The sequence below is a fragment of the Pseudomonas sp. 910_21 genome (assembly GCF_052850735.1).
In genome coordinates this window covers 24,686-40,766 of record NZ_VXCY01000003.1, presented here as the reverse complement: position 1 = coordinate 40,766, position 16,081 = coordinate 24,686, and the positions used below count along the sequence as shown (strand labels likewise).

The 16,081-nt window shown below is 60.7% G+C and carries 13 protein-coding genes; 4 read left to right on the top strand and 9 right to left on the bottom strand.

Annotated features, from left to right (window positions below; translation table 11 throughout):
• Positions 1-89: 89 nt before the first annotated feature.
• The 8 genes from FW796_RS10190 to FW796_RS10155 form a co-directional block, all read right to left on the bottom strand.
• Complete coding sequence (locus tag FW796_RS10190) at positions 90-2,012, bottom strand: PrkA family serine protein kinase (RefSeq protein WP_011063831.1); 1,923 nt, start codon at positions 2,010-2,012, stop codon at positions 90-92.
• Between the two features lie 299 nt (positions 2,013-2,311).
• Positions 2,312-2,641 carry a thiosulfate sulfurtransferase GlpE gene (gene glpE, locus FW796_RS10185; protein ID WP_102861924.1) on the bottom strand — a complete coding sequence of 110 codons (330 nt, stop codon included), beginning with the start codon at positions 2,639-2,641 and terminating at the stop codon, positions 2,312-2,314.
• 33 nt (positions 2,642-2,674) lie between these two features.
• Positions 2,675-3,544 carry a symmetrical bis(5'-nucleosyl)-tetraphosphatase gene (locus tag FW796_RS10180; protein WP_346633092.1) on the bottom strand — a complete coding sequence of 290 codons (870 nt, stop codon included), beginning with the start codon at positions 3,542-3,544 and terminating at the stop codon, positions 2,675-2,677.
• Positions 3,544-3,924, bottom strand: coding sequence for a Co2+/Mg2+ efflux protein ApaG (apaG, locus tag FW796_RS10175; protein WP_025131262.1), 381 nt, complete (start codon positions 3,922-3,924; stop codon positions 3,544-3,546). The genes FW796_RS10180 and apaG overlap by 1 nt, the downstream gene beginning before the upstream one ends.
• Positions 3,925-4,050: 126 nt before the next feature.
• A complete protein-coding gene (gene rsmA, locus FW796_RS10170) occupies positions 4,051-4,863 on the bottom strand; it encodes a 16S rRNA (adenine(1518)-N(6)/adenine(1519)-N(6))-dimethyltransferase RsmA (protein ID WP_346633091.1) in 813 nt (270 codons plus the stop codon).
• Positions 4,860-5,849 (bottom strand): 4-hydroxythreonine-4-phosphate dehydrogenase PdxA, encoded by a 990-nt coding sequence (pdxA, locus tag FW796_RS10165; protein WP_346633090.1) that lies wholly within the window; start codon positions 5,847-5,849, stop codon positions 4,860-4,862. Before pdxA ends, rsmA begins: the two co-directional genes overlap by 4 nt.
• Positions 5,846-7,162, bottom strand: coding sequence for a peptidylprolyl isomerase SurA (gene surA, locus FW796_RS10160; protein WP_148059765.1), 1,317 nt, complete (start codon positions 7,160-7,162; stop codon positions 5,846-5,848). The genes pdxA and surA overlap by 4 nt, the downstream gene beginning before the upstream one ends.
• Entirely contained in the window at positions 7,143-9,968 is a 2,826-nt protein-coding gene (locus tag FW796_RS10155; RefSeq protein WP_346633089.1) for an LPS-assembly protein LptD, read from the bottom strand. The genes surA and FW796_RS10155 overlap by 20 nt, the downstream gene beginning before the upstream one ends.
• Before the next feature lie 130 nt (positions 9,969-10,098).
• On the opposite strand from FW796_RS10155, the gene FW796_RS10150 reads away from it, so the two are divergent.
• From FW796_RS10150 to FW796_RS10140, 3 genes are read left to right on the top strand one after another with little or no spacing between them, the layout of a single operon-like run.
• Positions 10,099-11,124 (top strand): aminoglycoside phosphotransferase family protein, encoded by a 1,026-nt coding sequence (locus FW796_RS10150; protein WP_446439317.1) that lies wholly within the window; start codon positions 10,099-10,101, stop codon positions 11,122-11,124.
• Positions 11,121-11,795, top strand: coding sequence for an N-acetylmuramate alpha-1-phosphate uridylyltransferase MurU (murU, locus tag FW796_RS10145; RefSeq protein ID WP_404937785.1), 675 nt, complete (start codon positions 11,121-11,123; stop codon positions 11,793-11,795). The genes FW796_RS10150 and murU overlap by 4 nt, the downstream gene beginning before the upstream one ends.
• A 1-nt stretch (position 11,796) precedes the next feature.
• A complete protein-coding gene (locus FW796_RS10140) occupies positions 11,797-12,564 on the top strand; it encodes a TerB family tellurite resistance protein (protein ID WP_404937784.1) in 768 nt (255 codons plus the stop codon).
• Between the two features lie 49 nt (positions 12,565-12,613).
• Here the strand turns inward: FW796_RS10140 and FW796_RS10135 are convergent, their stop codons facing one another.
• On the bottom strand, positions 12,614-13,603 hold the full coding sequence (locus FW796_RS10135) for an alpha/beta hydrolase family protein (RefSeq protein WP_346633085.1): 990 nt from the start codon (positions 13,601-13,603) through the stop codon (positions 12,614-12,616).
• 74 nt (positions 13,604-13,677) lie between these two features.
• Between FW796_RS10135 and FW796_RS10130 the strand changes: the two genes are divergently transcribed.
• Entirely contained in the window at positions 13,678-16,077 is a 2,400-nt protein-coding gene (locus FW796_RS10130) for a PAS domain-containing sensor histidine kinase (RefSeq protein ID WP_446439316.1), read from the top strand.
• Positions 16,078-16,081 lie beyond the last annotated feature (4 nt).

Genomic DNA, 16,081 nt, shown 5'->3' with positions numbered 1-16,081 from the left:
GCCTCAAGCCGTAAGCAGCGCCGCAGCAGAGCCTGTGAGGGCTCTACGGCAACACGCTTGCAGCTTGTGGCTAGAAGCTTGCAGCTGCTTCACTGCGATTTTCTGACCCGCAGATACCATTCGGACAGCAGCCGTACCTGTTTGTCGGTGTAGCCGCGCTCGACCATTCGTGTGACGAAGTCGTTGTGTTTCTGCTGATCCTCCTTGCTGGCCTTGGCGTTGAAGCTGATGACCGGCAGCAGATCCTCGGTGTTGGAGAACATTTTCTTCTCGATGACCACCCGCAGCTTCTCGTAGCTGAGCCAAGTGGGGTTCTTGCCATTGTTGTTGGCTCGGGCCCGCAGGACGAAGTTGACGATTTCGTTGCGGAAGTCTTTCGGGTTGCTGATGCCCGCAGGTTTTTCGATCTTCTCCAGCTCTTCGTTGAGGGCGACGCGATTGAGGATCTCGCCGGTTTCCGGATCGCGGTATTCCTGATCCTGAATCCAGAAGTCTGCGTAGAGAACATAACGGTCGAAGATGTTCTGGCCGTACTCGCTGTAGGACTCTAGGTAGGCGGTCTGGATCTCCTTGCCGATGAACTCGATGTAGCGCGGTGCCAGGTACTCCTTGAGGAAGCGCAGGTAGCGCTCGCGGGTTTCTGCCTGGAACTGCTCCTGCTCGATCTGCTGTTCCAGCACATACAGCAGGTGCACTGGGTTAGCCGCCACTTCATGGGGATCGAAGTTGAAGACTTTTGACAGAATCTTGAAAGCGAATCGAGTCGACAGGCCATTCATGCCTTCATCGACGCCGGCACTGTCGCGGTATTCCTGGATCGACTTGGCCTTGGGATCGGTGTCCTTCAGGTTCTCGCCGTCATAAACCCGCATCTTCGAGTAGATATTGGAGTTTTCCGGCTCCTTGAGGCGCGATAGCACAGTGAACTGCGCGAGCATCTTCAGGGTGTCGGGGGCGCAATGGGCCTTGGCCAGGGAACTGTTGAACAGCAGTTTGTCGTAAATCTTCACCTCATCAGTGACCCGCAGGCAGTAAGGCACCTTGACGATGTAGATACGGTCAATGAAGGCTTCGTTGTTCTTGTTGTTGCGGAAGGTGTGCCACTCCGATTCGTTGGAGTGGGCCAGCAGGATGCCTGTGAAGGGAATCGCTCCCAGCCCTTCGGTACTGTTGTAGTTGCCTTCCTGGGTGGCGGTGAGCAAAGGGTGCAGCACCTTGATCGGTGCCTTGAACATTTCGACGAACTCCATCAGGCCCTGGTTGGCCCGGCACAGTGCTCCGGAGTAGCTGTAGGCGTCGGCATCGTTCTGCGGGAATTCTTCCAGTTTGCGGATATCCACCTTGCCCACTAGGGCGGAGATGTCCTGGTTGTTCTCATCGCCAGGTTCGGTCTTGGCCACGGCGATCTGGTTGAGAATCGATGGGTAAAGTTTCACTACCCGGAACTGGCTGATGTCACCACCGAATTCCGACAGGCGCTTGGTGGCCCACGGCGACATGATGGTGTTGAGGTAGCGCCGTGGGATGCCGAAGTCTTCTTCGAGAATGGCGCCATCTTCCGTGGCGTTGAACAGGCCCAGTGGCGACTCGAAGACCGGAGAGCCCTTGATGGCGTAGAAGGGCACTTTTTCGATCAGTTGTTTGAGCTTTTCGGCCAGGGAAGATTTACCACCCCCCACCGGTCCCAGGAGATAGAGGATCTGTTTCTTCTCTTCCAGGCCCTGAGCGGCATGGCGGAAATAGGAGACGATCTGGTCGATGCACTCTTCCATGCCATGGAAGTCTTCAAAGGCCGGATACCGCCTGATGACCTTGTTGGAGAAGATTCGCGACAGCCTCGAGTTGGTCGAGGTGTCCAGCAGCTCGGGTTCGCCGATGGCCAATAGCAAGCGCTCAGCGGCGGATGCATAGGCGCTTCGGTCCTTTTTGCACAGTTCCAGGTATTCCTGCAGCGAAAACTCTTCCTGGCGTGTGGATTCGAAGCGTTGTTGGAAGTGGCTAAAAATACTCATGACGTCACCTCGCTCGATACGTGGAGCCGGCGTCGGATCAGTCAGTCAAGTGCTGGCATGCAACTGAGTTTCCAGTTGCTGTTTACCCCCCAGAACACTTTCAAAGCTATCGACCTTGAAAGCTAGTACCGATGACCCGCTCGCCGGTGTACCGGCTCTCCCCTGATTTGGATGGCCTGAGGCTAAGGATAGTTCGTAATCCGGGAGGTCAAGGCGAGATGGGGAATTAGTTGCGCACTACCGTTCGTCCGGTGGCGCGTGAGCCCGCGTAGTACGCGGGCTAGAGCCGCTGAAAAAAATTATTCGGCGGTGCCTTGGGCGATTTCCGTCGGATAGGTGCTGCGCCATAGTTCGAAGCCGCCATCGAGGCTGTAAACGTCGGAAAAGCCCTGGCTCACCAGATACGCCGCAGCGCTCTGGCTGGAGTTGCCGTGATAGCAGACCACCACCAATGGGGCATCGAGATCGGCGCCGCGAATGAAGTCGGAAATGGAGTGATTATCCAGGTGTTGCGCGCCGCTGATATGGCTCAGTGCATAGGTTTGCGGGTCGCGGATATCCACGACCACTGCACCTTGTTCGCGCAGTGCCTGGGCCTGTTCTGGAGGGATGCGTTTGAATTCGCTCATGGCGGGCTCCTGGAGCTTGATAGTCAGCGCCGACTAGCGCTTTGCCGGGATGGGCAAGGGTTCGGGGGAAAGGGGCGCGGTATGCCCCTGGGCGTCGCAATCGCAGGTCAGGCGCACGCCTGTATCGACATTCAGCAAGGTCATGGCCCCGCCCCAGACGCAGCCGCTGTCCAGGGCGAAGATGCCGGGTTCGTTGCTATGGCCTTCCAGGGCCGCCCAGTGGCCGAAGATGATCTTCATGTCCCGGGTCTTGCGCTCCTTGTGACTGAACCAGGGGGCGTAGCCCGGTGGTGCGGTGTCCAGTCCTTCCTTGCTCTTGAGGTCGAGCTTGCCCTCGCTGGTGCAGAAACGCATGCGGGTGAAGTAGTTGGTGATGACGCGCAGGCGGGTCACGCCCTTGAGGTCGCTGTCCCATTTCGCTGGATCGTTGCCGTACATGCCGTCCAGGAAGGGCTCGAAGAGGTTGTCGTCGCGTAGCGCTTCCTCGACTTCGGCGGCGCACTTGAGGGCCTTCTTCAGGGACCATTGCGGGGCGATGCCGGCATGGACCAGGGCCACGTTGCGGGTTTCGTCGTAATGCATCAGTTTTTGCTGGCGCAACCACTGCAACAGTTCTTCGCAATCTGGGGCTTCAAGGATTTCCCGCAGTGTGTCGGACTTTTTCAGCCGTTCGATGTTGCGCCAGGCTGCCAGCAGGTGCAGGTCGTGATTGCCCAGCACGCAGACCAGCGAATCGCGAATGGAATAAAGGTAGCGCAGGGTTTCCAGTGACTGTGGACCGCGATTGACCAGGTCGCCCACCAGCCACAGGCGGTCCCGGGCAGGGTCGAAGGCGACTTGTTCAAGCAGGCACTGCAGCGGCTCCAGGCAGCCTTGCAGGTCGCCGACGGCGTAGGTCGCCATCAGTGCAGGGCTCCAGGGACTGCCAGGCGGAAGGGGGCAATGATGGCGTCGAACTGTTTGCCGTCCTCGGCCAGCATCTGGTAACTGCCCTGCATGTTGCCGACTCGGGTGGTCATCACCGTGCCGCTGCTGTAGGTGTGGCTCTTGCCGGCGGCAATCAATGGCTGCTGGCCAACCACGCCAGCGCCGCGAACTTCTTCTACATGGCCGTCACCGTCAGTGATCACCCAGTGCCGGGACAGCAGCTTGGCTGGGAGTGATCCGTTGTTCTGAACGGTAATGGTGTAGGCGAAAGCGAAGCGGTTCTGCTCGGGTTGCGATTGGTCTGCCAGAAAGCGGGTGACGACGCTGACGTCGACCTGATAACGAGGATCGGACATGCAAAAGGCCTTTAAAGCAAAGCGGGGCGCGGGACAAAGCTGATGGAGGTCAGTCTAGGTCAAGTATCGGGTAGTAAACCAGACATCCTGTCCGGCGTCCTACCCGATCTCGGGCAAGGGCGTTTCTCAGTCGGCGGCTGGCTTGGGCTGGTCGGCCAACTGATCGGCCAGACGCACGAAGGCGGCCAGGTCCAACTGCTCGGGGCGCAGGCTGCCATCGACACCGGCGGCTTCGATTTCGGCGCTGCTGAGGAGGGCCTTGAGGGTATTGCGCAGGGTCTTGCGGCGCTGGTTGAAGGCTTCGCGGACGATGCGCTCCAGCAGGCGATGATCCTTGGCTGGATGTGGCAGCACCGCGTGAGGCACCAGGCGCACGATGGCCGAATCAACCTTCGGTGGAGGATTGAAGGCGCCGGGGCCGACGTTGAACAGGTGTTCCACGCGGCAGTGATACTGAACCATGATCGACAGGCGACCCCAGTCACCGCCACCAGGGCCGGCGGCCAAACGCTCGACCACTTCCTTTTGCAGCATGAAGTGCATGTCGCGGATCAGCCCGGCGTTCTGCAGCAGGTGGAAGATCAGCGGGGTGGAGATGTTGTAGGGCAGGTTACCGACCACCCGCAGGCTGCTGGGGGCGGCGCCGAGGGTGTTGAAGTCGAACTTCAGGGCATCGCCCTGGTGCAGGTTGAAGTTGCTCTTGCTGGCGAACTGCTGGTTGAGGATCGGGATCAGATCCTTGTCCAGTTCCACCACGTCCAACTGGGCCCCGCTGCTCAGCAAGCCTTCGGTCAGTGCGCCCTGGCCCGGGCCGATTTCCAGCATGCGGTCTTCGGGTTTGGCGTGGATAGCTCGCAGGATACGGTCGATAACGCCGGCGTCATGCAGGAAGTTCTGGCCGAAGCGCTTGCGCGCCCGGTGTTGGTATTGCTCGCTCATAAACGGTTCTCGGCCATCTGGTAGGCGGTTTCCAGGGCGACCTGCAGGCTGCCGGTGTCGATCTTGCCGCTGCCGGCCAGATCCAGGGCGGTGCCGTGGTCGACGGAGGTGCGGATAATCGGCAGGCCGAGCGTCACATTGACGGCCGCGCCGAAGCCTTTGTATTTCAGCACGGGCAAGCCTTGGTCGTGGTACATCGCCAGCACTGCATCGCAGTGCTCCAGATATTTGGGGGTAAACAGAGTGTCGGCAGGCAGTGGGCCGCGCAGGTCCATGCCTTCGTTGCGCAGACGCTCTAGGGTAGGTTCGATGATGTCGATTTCTTCACGGCCCAGATGCCCGCCTTCACCGGCATGGGGGTTGAGTCCGCAAACCAGGATCCGTGGTTGGGCAATACCGAACTTGTGTTGCAGGTCGGCATGCAGAATCCGCGTGACTCGCTCCAGGCGTTCTGCGGTGATGGCGTCGGCTATCTCCCGCAAGGGCAGGTGCGTGGTCACCAGTGCCACGCGCAAGCCACGGGTGGCCAGCATCATGACCACTTGTTGGGTGTGGGTCAGGTCCGCAAGGAATTCGGTGTGCCCGGAAAAGGCGATCCCGGAATCGTTGATCACGCCTTTATGTACAGGGGCGGTGATCATGCCGGCAAAGTGTCCGTCCAGGCAGCCTTGGCCGGCCCGGGTCAGGGTTTCCAGGACGAAGGCCGCATTGGCCTGGTCCAGTTGGCCGCTGACCACTGGCTTGGCCAGGGGCGTGTCCCAGACATACAGGCTGCCCGCCGGAGCGGCTTCAGTCGGCAGTTGGTCCAAGGTCACTGGCAGCAGATTGACTGCCACGCCCAGCTGCGCGGCCCGCTCAAGGAGCAGGTCGCGGCTGGTAATGGCAATCAGGGGATATGGCTGGGGTTGCGAGGCGAGCAGCAGGCACAGGTCAGGACCTATACCCGCTGGTTCGCCGGGTGTCAGAGCGAAACGTCTGGGTTTCACTGTGCCGCCTGTTCAGCGCCAGGCAGTTTGATCTCGACGTAGGCCTCATCACGGATCTGCCGCAACCAGGTCTGCAGCTCTTCGTCGTACTTGCGGTTACGCAGCACGGTCATGGCTTGTTGCTCGCGGGCCTGACTGGTGCTGTCGGTGGCTCGACGACCAAGGACTTCCAGTACATGCCAGCCATAAGGGCTCTTGAACGGTTTGGACAGCTGACCTTGTGGGGTCTTGGCCATCACTTCGCGGAACTCAGGCACCAGAGCGTTCGGGTCGATCCAGTTGAGGTCACCGCCGTTGAGCGCCGAACCCGGGTCTTCCGAGTAGCTTTTCGCCAGTTCGGCAAAGTCTTCGCCGGCTTCGATGCGATCGTAGAGTTTCTGCGCCAGACGCTTGGTCTCTTCTTCGCTGCGAATCTCGCTTGGCTTGATCAGGATGTGGCGTACATGTACTTCGTCACGCACCTGATTGCCGCCGCCGCGCTTGTCCAGCAGCTTGAGAATGATAAAGCCGCCTGGGGTGCGGGCTGGCTGGGTGATATCACCCACTGCCATGGCGCTCAGCTCACGGTCGAACGGAGGAGGCAATTGAGCGGCTTTACGCCAGCCCATGTCGCCGCCTTCCAGGGCGTTGTCGCTGCCGGAGCGGGCAATCGCCAATTGCGCGAAGTCTGCACCTTGCTTGAGCTGCTGATACACGTCCATGGCCTGGCGAGCAGCACTCTGAATAGCTTCGGAGTTGGCGCTTTCCGGGGTCGGAATCAGGATGTTGGCCAGGTGCAGCTCTTCGGAGAGCTGCATCTTGCCAAGGTCCGAGGCCAGGAAGTTCTTCACTTCCTGTTCCGACACCTGAATACGCTCGGCCACCCGGCGCTGGCGCACGCGGCTGATGATCATTTCACGGCGCACTTGGTCACGAGCGTCTTCATAAGACAGACCGTCGTGGGCCAGGGCGGCACGGAACTGCTCGATGCTCATGCTGTTGCGCTGGGCAATGGTGCCAATGGCCTGGTTCAGTTCTTCATCGGTGATGCGGATGCCGGACCGTTCGCCAATCTGCAGTTGCAGGTTTTCAACGATCAGACGCTCCAGAACCTGCTGTTCCAGGACGCTGGTAGGCGGTACGCCACCGCCCCGCTTGGCGATGGTTTGCTGAACTTCGTGAACCCGCTGGTCCAACTGGCTCTGCATGACCACGTCGTTGTCGACGATGGCCACGACCTTGTCGATGGACTGCACTGCGGCGCTGGCCGCAGTGCTCAGGAACAGCGCGCCCAGCATCAGCGGGCGCAGACAATCAGAAAGCTTGGTCTTCACGTTCACGATAACCTTGGATGCCTTTGTCGAGGAAGCTCTCTACTTTGGTGCCCATGACGCCACCGAGACCCTTCAGAACAATTTGGAGGAAGATGCCGCGGTCGCCTTTCTCGTTTTCCGGAGCGTTCTGACTGAACTCGTCATACTTGACCCAGTAACGGCTGATCAGGCGCAGTTTCCAGCAGCAGTTGTCGTATTCGAAACCACCAAAGGCCTCGAGCGTGCGGTTACGGTTGTAGTCGTACTGCCAACGGCTGATGGCGTTCCATTGCGGCACGATCGGCCAGATCACCGAGAAGTCATGCTGCTGGATCTTGTAGTAGTCCTTCACGTAACCAGGCGTGCCCGGAGTACCGTAGTCGCCGCCCATTTTCCAGGTACCGCTGTTCTGGTCGTAGCGGATCTGGTCGTTGCGGTAGCGATAGCCGGCGTTGACCACCTTGTTCGGGTTGTCTTCAGGCTGGTAGTGGAACATCGCACTGCCGGAACGTGGGCTGTGGCTGTCCGGATCCCAGTTGTACTCTGCGTTGGCGCGCCAGTCGCGGTTGAAACGGTATTCGTATTCAAGAGCGTAAGGCGAGACGTTGGACGTTGCATCGTCACGAGTGCGGTAGTCGATACCCGGCAGTTGGACGGTGCGATCCTTGAGGTACAGAGCCTGGCCAACGCTGACGCGCTGACGCTGGAAACCGTTGTCTTCAATCCAGCGGCTGGTCACACCCAGCGACAGCTTGTTCTCGTCGCCGACGCGGTCCGAACCGGAAAAGCGGTTGTCGCGGAACAGCGAAGCGTAGTTGAAGGTCGATTCACCTGTATCGAATACCGGGATGTCCTTTTGGTCTTCCTCAGGTACATAGAGGTAGAACGCGCGCGGTTCCAGGGTCTGGCGGTAGTTTTTGCCAAACCATTGGGTATCGCGGTCGAAATACAGGCCACCGTCCACACTGGCGATTGGAACGCCGCGGTTTTGTGAGCTCTTGTACGACTCACCCAAGGCAGCAGCTCTATTCCTGTTGGTGACCAAGTCGTTTTTGCCTTGGCCATCGAGATCAAGATTGTACTGGGTGTACATGTACTTCAGGGATGGAGTCAGATAGCCATAGCTCCAGTTCAGCGGCAGGCTGACACCGGGCTTGAGGTTCAAGCGATCACCATTGGCGCGGGCCAGGCCCGCTACGTTAGTGTCCAGGCGCGGATTGCCTACCAACCCGGTGATAGGGTCAATCGGTCCGCCATCTTTATCTGTGTAATTACCCTTGAGCAGATCCCGCTCAAACCGAACCAGCTCGGTTTCATAGGTGAAATCCAGACCCTGCGGATGGTACGGCAGTGCGCCATTGAAGGTGATCTGCGGCAAGCGGTTGTAAGGCGTGATGTTGGCCACGCTCGCCAGCTCATACGCCTGCACGTTGAGGCGTGCGGTGTAATCGTCGCCACGGTAGGTTACGGCGCCTTGCTGGTTGACGTAGTCAGTGGACTTCACGCCGATCTGATCGGTCTGCAGATCCTGGAAGTAGTACGGATCGCTGATCTTGGTGTAGTCGACCTCGGTCATCACCCGCGAATCAAGCCCGCCCTTGTGCTGCCAGTTGAGCATGTAGCGGGTTTTTTCGTAGTCGGTCTGCTTCTTGCGATCAGTGTCGTCGTCGTTGAGGTACGCGGCGCCGAACTGACCTTCGCTGCTCTTGGTCAGGTAACGGAACTCGCCTTCCATCAACAGGCCGCGCTTGGACATGTAACGCGGGTACAACGTGGCATCGTAGTTCGGTGCCAGGTTGAAGTAGTACGGCGTGACCAGCATGAAACCGGTATCGCTGCCGGTGCCGATGCTCGGCGGCAGGAAGCCTGATTGACGACGGTCATCGATCGGGAAGTAGATATACGGGGTGTAGAGCACCGGAATATCTTTGACCCGCAAGGTCACGTTGGTCGCGGTACCGAAGCCGGTGGCCGGGTTCAAGGTGATGTTGTTGCCCTTGAGCTGCCAGGCGTTGCTGTTCGGTTCGCACGTGGTGTACGTACCATCCTTGAGGCGGATGATGGCGTTTTCGGCACGCTTGGCGTACAGCGCACTGCCGCGAACCCGCGACTTGTGCATCACGTATTCGGCGTTATCGACCTTGGCTTCGCCAGTGTCGAGCTGCACGTCGGCGTGGTCGCCGACCATCAGCGTGCCGTTATCGCGGATGCGTACGTTGCCGCTCAACTCGCCACGGTTCTCGGCCTGATACAGGTTGGCCTCGTCGGCCTCGACCTGCATGCTGCCCTGGCGCATGACCACGTCACCGGCCAGGGTCGCCACCTGTTCTTCCTGCTGATAACGCGAGGCCTTGGCACCGATAAAGGTGGGGGCGTCACTTTTATTCGTCTTGTCATTCATGCCAGGACGAATCGGTTCGATATAGGAACCAGAGCAGTAAGGACCGGTTTCGGCCAATTGAGCGGCGGTGAGCTTCTCGCGCGGTACCCAGTCGAGGTGGCTGTAGTCCGCACTGCGTGACTTCAGACCCCGGCCTTTGGCCTCGGTGACCAGCACCGGCTTGTCGCCGGCAGCTTGTTCTGCGGCGCCGCTGTCGGTTGCGGTGGCACCGTTGGAACTGACCGAGCTGGCATCGTGAACCGGCCGTGGAGGCAGTGGCGCTGCTGCGGTTTTCGGCGCACAGGCCCAGCCACCCGAAGCAGAGACTGAGCAGTCATACTGTTCCGCGGCGACCACGAAGGAAGTGGCTAGAGGTTGCAGGGCCAGCAAACCGCCGGTAACCAGCAACGGAAATTTTTTACGAAACGCGGGGGATTTCAATGCCATCTTATTAGTCCGGGCTTCCTGCGTGCCATCTGCCCGCGGTGTGGGCCGCACGCCTCTCGATGGTCTGAAAAAGATGCTGGATAATAAAGCATGACCCGCTTGACGGCTAGCGCCGTCGGAGACCCTTGTAATGCCTGACCAAGATGTACGCTTGCAACACCTGAAAGTTTGGCTCGATGAGCAGTTGGCGATTGTTTATGCAGCACAAGGCTGGGGCGAAGTACCCCCGGCAACATTGACCGCGGCCAGCAGTGACGCGAGTTTCCGCCGTTATTTCCGTTGGCAAGGTGCAGGCCGCAGCTTCGTGGTCATGGATGCTCCGCCACCCCAGGAAAACTGCAAACCCTTCGTGGATATCGCCCAATTGTTGGCGACTTCCGGTATCAACGTGCCGAAAATTTATGCCCAGGACTTGGTCCGGGGCTTTTTATTGCTCAACGACCTGGGCAACAAGACCTATCTCGATGTGATCGACGAAAGCAATGCCGATGCACTTTTCGAGGATGCACTGCAGGCCCTGCTGGCGTTTCAACAGCTACCGATGGATGCGCCACTGCCCAGCTACGATGTCGCTCTGCTGCGCCGTGAACTGGAGTTGTTTCCTGAGTGGTACGTCGGACATGAACTGGGTGTCACGTTCAGCGCGCAGCAGCGCGAACAGTGGCAGCGGGTCAGTGACCTGCTAATCGACAGCGCCCTGGCGCAACCCAAGGTGCTGGTGCATCGCGACTATATGCCACGCAACCTGATGCTTAGCGAACCGAATCCTGGGGTGCTGGACTTTCAGGATGCGGTCTACGGCCCAGTGACCTACGACGTGACCTGCCTGTTCAAGGATGCCTTCCTCAGTTGGCCGCAGCCCCGGGTGCGTGGCTGGCTGGAGGGTTATTGGCACCAGGCTCGAGCGCAGGGGATCCCCGTCCAGGAAGACTTCGAGGAGTTCCTTCGGGCCAGTGACCTGATGGGCGTACAGCGTCACCTCAAGGTGATCGGCATCTTCTCGCGGATATGCCACCGCGACGGCAAGCCTCGTTACCTGGCCGACGTGCCACGGTTCTTTGCCTATATAGAAGCAGTGCTGGCCCGTCGCCCCGAATTGGCCGAGCTTTCGCAACTGCTGCTCAGCCTGCGCCAGCCAGCAGGAGCCGATGCATGAAGGCGATGATTCTGGCCGCTGGCAAGGGCGAGCGCATGCGCCCCCTGACCCTGACCACCCCCAAGCCGCTGTTGCCTGTAGCCGGCATGCCCCTGATCGAATACCACCTGCTGGCGCTGGCCAAGGCGGGCTTTTGCGACATCGTGATCAACCATGCCTGGCTTGGTCAGCAGATCGAAGAAGCCCTTGGCAACGGTCAACGCTGGGGCCTGAACATCCAGTACTCGGCGGAAAGCGAGCCTCTGGAGACCGCCGGCGGCATTTTCAAAGCCTTGCCCTTGTTGGGGGATGAGCCGTTTTTGGTGGTCAATGGCGATATCTGGACCGACTACGACTTCGCCTCTCTGCGTCGGCCCCTGGCTGGACTGGCTCACTTGGTGATGGTGGATAACCCGGCGCACCATCCCAGTGGTGGCGATTTCTGCCTGCAGGACGGGATGTTGCACGATGCCCAGCCCGGATCTGAAGCCCTGACCTTCAGTGGTATTTCGGTGCTGCATCCAGGTTTGTTCCAGCACTGTGTCCCGGGCCCATTCAAACTGGCGCCGCTATTGCGCGAGGCCATGGCCCGGGGCCAGGTCAGCGGCGAGCATATGCAGGGGCAATGGATCGACGTGGGTACGGTCGAGCGCCTGGCGCAGGTTGAAGCCCTGCTGCAAGCGAGGCGCTGATATGTGGTGGCCAGGGACTCTGATCGGAGCCGGAGCGGGTTTTGCAATTGCCAGCATTCCGGGGGCCATGCTTGGTGCGTTGTTGGGACAGGCTCTGGACCGACGTCTGCAACTGCACAGCTGGGCGCATGTACGTGAGCGTCTGGGCGGTCGCCCGGCGTTGCGCAACGATGAACTGCTGTTCGTGTTGCTGGGACGCTTGGCTAAAAGTGATGGCAGGGTGGTGGATGGACATATCCAGCAGGCGCGTCAGGAAATGCGTTCGCTGGACATGAACGACTCAGCCCAACGCCGAGCGATTGCAGCCTTCAATCGAGGCAAGTCGGGCAATGACCGTCTACGTGGTTATCTACGGCGCCTGAGTGCCCAGCCCTATGCCGCGGAAGGTGTACTGCGCGCCTGCTGGCGAATGGTCTGGGCCGATGGCCGGGTGGGCCCGACGGAGCGCGAACTGATCCAACTCTGGGGCAAATGGCTGGGCTGGACCACGGAACAGATCCAGGCGCTGGCGCAGGAATATGGCCCGGCGCGCAGGTCGCTGACCGAGGGAGCTCTCACCTATCAGGAAGCGCTGCGCTTGTTGGGGGTTGCCGCCACCGCTGAGCCGGCGCAGATCAAGCGCGCCTATCGCCGCCTGCTTAGCCGTCATCACCCGGACAAGATCGCCGGTAGTGGTGCCAGTGCCGCCCAGGTGCGGGAGGCGACGGAAACGACCCGTGAATTGCACAGCGCCTATGCCCTGATACGCGAGCGCCGGGATTTCCGCTGAGGCCTGGTCGGGCCGCCGTTACCAGTCAGGCAGCGGCGGCTCAAGCTCTTCAGCTGTCGGGGTTCTGCGGGTTCAACCAGCCACGTACCCGGCGGAACAGTTGCTCTTGCTGGGCCGCATGATTGCCAGGCAAGGCTTTCAGGGGGATCTGGCTGAAGTTTGAATGCTTCAGGCGCTTACTGGCTTGCAGTCGTTCCAGTGCCGCTTTCTGCGCGGCGCTCTTGTCGACATAGAAGAAGTCTGCGGTTGCCAGCTTCAAGGTCGGTGTCAACTCTGCCAGTTGTGGCTTGCCATTGGTGGGGGTCTGGGCGGCCACCATCACCAGTTTCTGTACCTGGGACGGCTGTTTTTCGCTCAGGTAGCGTGCGGCCCAGTAGGCGCCAGTGCCATGGCCCAGGAGCACAATGCTGCGGGCATTCTGCTGTTCGGCGAAGGCCAGGGCTGCATCAATCCGGGTGAAGATGCGCTCGGCATCGGCCTTGACCTGCTCCTCGGTGCTTTCTGCGACCGCGCGGTCCGCCACGTCGGCTTCGCCACCGGCGGCTTGCTCGATGGGCTTGGCCTCGGCGCTGGCGTCCTTAGCGGTATTGCTGGTGTCCGCTGGTGGCGGTGCGGCCTCGACGATCCGCGGTTGTGCCGCGTCGCTGAGCATGTCCGGCAGGGTCAGGCTCAGACTGCCCCAATCGGTGTCCGGCAGTTTATTGCGCAGTGGGGCCACGGCTTGTGGCCAGTCGGCGCTTTCACCGGCTCCCGGGAGGATAATCACCACGCCCTTGGGTTCGCTGGTGTTGGCCGGTTTCCACAGGGCCAGGAAGGTATCGCCACCGGCTTGCAACTGCTGTTGCTCCTGGACAGGCAACTGACGCTCCAGGGCGCTGGCATCTTCCTGGCTGCGTTCAGGCAGGGTTTGGCGTTGCGCCGGTTGTTCCTCGGGGCTCTTGGTTTCCGGGGCCGGGTCGGCGGCTTCCACAGAAAAGGTCCAAGGCAGGATCAGCGACAGGCACAATGCAGGCAGTGCCGAGCGGTGGACAAGGGGCATCGGATATTCCAGGCCAGAAGTAATTCCGGCAGCCTAATGGGTTGGTCAGTATTTGTCAGGGTGTGAGACTTCAGATGATGCTTTTTCGCTGCCTTCTGCTTATCGGCTGTCTGTGCCTTCCCTTGATAGGCAGGGCGGCGCCGCCGTCCCACGTGCCCACCGCGCCTTTGAGCCATGAACAGCGCCAGTGGCTTGAACGGCACCCGGAGTTGCGGGTGGGGCTGGTACTGCAGGCACCGTTCGCCCAATACGACCGGCGCCTGCAACGTCTGTCCGGGGCAAACGTCGAACTGATGCAGGCCTTGGCCCAGGCCCTGAAGATCGAACTCAGCTGGCGCAACTTTCCCGATCAGGCACAGCTGGAAAGAGCCCTGCGCGACGGTGAAGTGGACATGGCCCCCGGCCTGACCCAGACCCCCGCGGGCCTGAGGTTGTGGCTGTTCAGTGACCCTTATATGCGTGTGCCGCAGTTGGTAGTGGGGGAGCGCAAGGGCGCGGGGGTGGTGGAGCTGGAGAAGCTCGACAGCCAGGCCCGAGTCGCGGTGCGCATGCCCAGCGCGGTGGCCGACTACCTGCGCCTGACCTACCCCAACCTGAATCTGCAAGGGGTTCCCCTGGAGCGCCAGGCTCTGCAACTGCTGCTGAGCCAGCAAGCCCGCTATGCGGTAGTGGATGAAGCCCAGCTCAGTCGCCTGTCGGCGGAAGCAGAGTTTTCCGGGTTGGCGGTGGTGGGGGATATCGGCCTGCCGCAGTTGTTACGGGTAGCGACCCGTCGCGACTGGCCGGAGCTGGCCAGTATCGTAGAAACAGCCCTGCACGCGATCCCGGCCAAGGAGCTGGAACAACTGCACAGTCGTTGGCTGCAGCCCAAGTACCCGCGCCTGGGAGAGTCTCCCGGTGTTTGGCAGAACCTCGCCTTGCTGCTGATGATCCTGTTGCTGGCCAGCTTGGCGATTGTCTTCTGGCAGCGTCGTCAGCAACGCAGTCTGGAACAGCGGTTATTGGCGGCGCGGGAGGATATCGCCCTGCGCGCCGCCAGCGAAGAAGCCCTGCGCCTGACCCAGTTTTCCATTGATCAGAGCACCGTGGGCATTCTCTGGGTCAACTGGGACAGCCATGTTCGTTATGCCAACCGAGCCGCTGAAGAGATGCTCGGTTACCCGGCAGGCGGAGTGATCGACCGCCCGCTGATCGATTTCGAGCCCAACCTGCACATGGATCGGTGGCTCAACCTGTGGAAGCGTGCCCGGGCCAGTGAGGAGGGCGCGCAGAGTTTCGAGACCCAGTGCGTGCGTGCCGACGGCAGCATCCTGCCGGCGGACGTGTCCTTGAGCTTCCTGCGTTTTCGCGACAGTGAATACCTGGTGGTCTACCTCAATGACGTCACCGAGCGACGCCGGGCGCTGGCGGCCCTGCGGGAAAGCGAGGCACGCCTGCAGGGCATCGCCGCCAACGTCCCGGGTCTGGTGTTCCGCCTGGAGCGGGCGCCGGTCACCGGGCAGATCGATTTCGCCTATATCAGTGAAGGCAGTGAAACCCTGGTGGGCTACTCGCCGGCGACACTTGCCCACCGGGACACGGGCCTGCGCAGCCTAGTGCACCCCGATGACAAGGCCAGCTATCACCAGACCCAGGATCAAGCGCTGGACACCGATAGCGACTGGTCCTGGCAAGGTCGCATCCTGACCCGTCAGGGCCAGCAGCGCTGGGCCGAAATCAAGGCCATCACCCGACGCCTGGATGACGGCGCTTTTGTCTGGGACGGCATTGTCTGGGACATCAGCGAAAGCAAGCGCATCGAGCTGGAGCTGGCCAGCTCCCGTGAACAACTGCGGGAATTGTCAGCGCATCTGGAAAGTGTGCGCGAAGAAGAAAAGGCCCGCATTGCCCGGGAAGTCCATGACGAACTGGGGCAGATGCTCACCGTGCTCAAGCTGGAAACCTCCATGTGCGAACTGGCCTATGCCCAACTCGACCCGGGCCTGCACGAACGGCTCAACAGCATGAAGCGCCTGATCGCCCAACTGTTCCAACTGGTGCGCGATGTGGCCACGGCCCTGCGGCCGCCGATCCTCGATGCGGGCATCGCGTCGGCCATCGAATGGCAGGCCCGACGGTTTGAGGCACGCACCCAGATTCCCTGTCTGGTTCAAGTACCGGAAAACCTGCCGCGGCTGAGCGACGCCAAGGCCGTCGGCCTGTTCCGTATCCTCCAGGAGGCCCTGACCAATGTCATGCGCCATGCCCAGGCGCATACTGTGGAACTCACCCTGGCCCTGGAAGAGGGCGAGTTGTGCATGACCATCAGCGATGACGGTCTTGGTTTCGATACCGCCTCTGCACGCCCGACGTCCTTTGGCCTGGTGGGCATGCGCGAGCGGGTGCTGATCATGGGCGGCAGCCTGTCGCTGCACAGTGAAGAGGGAGAGGGCACCATCCTGAGTGTCCGGGTGCCCCTGGACCGAGAACAATAACGAG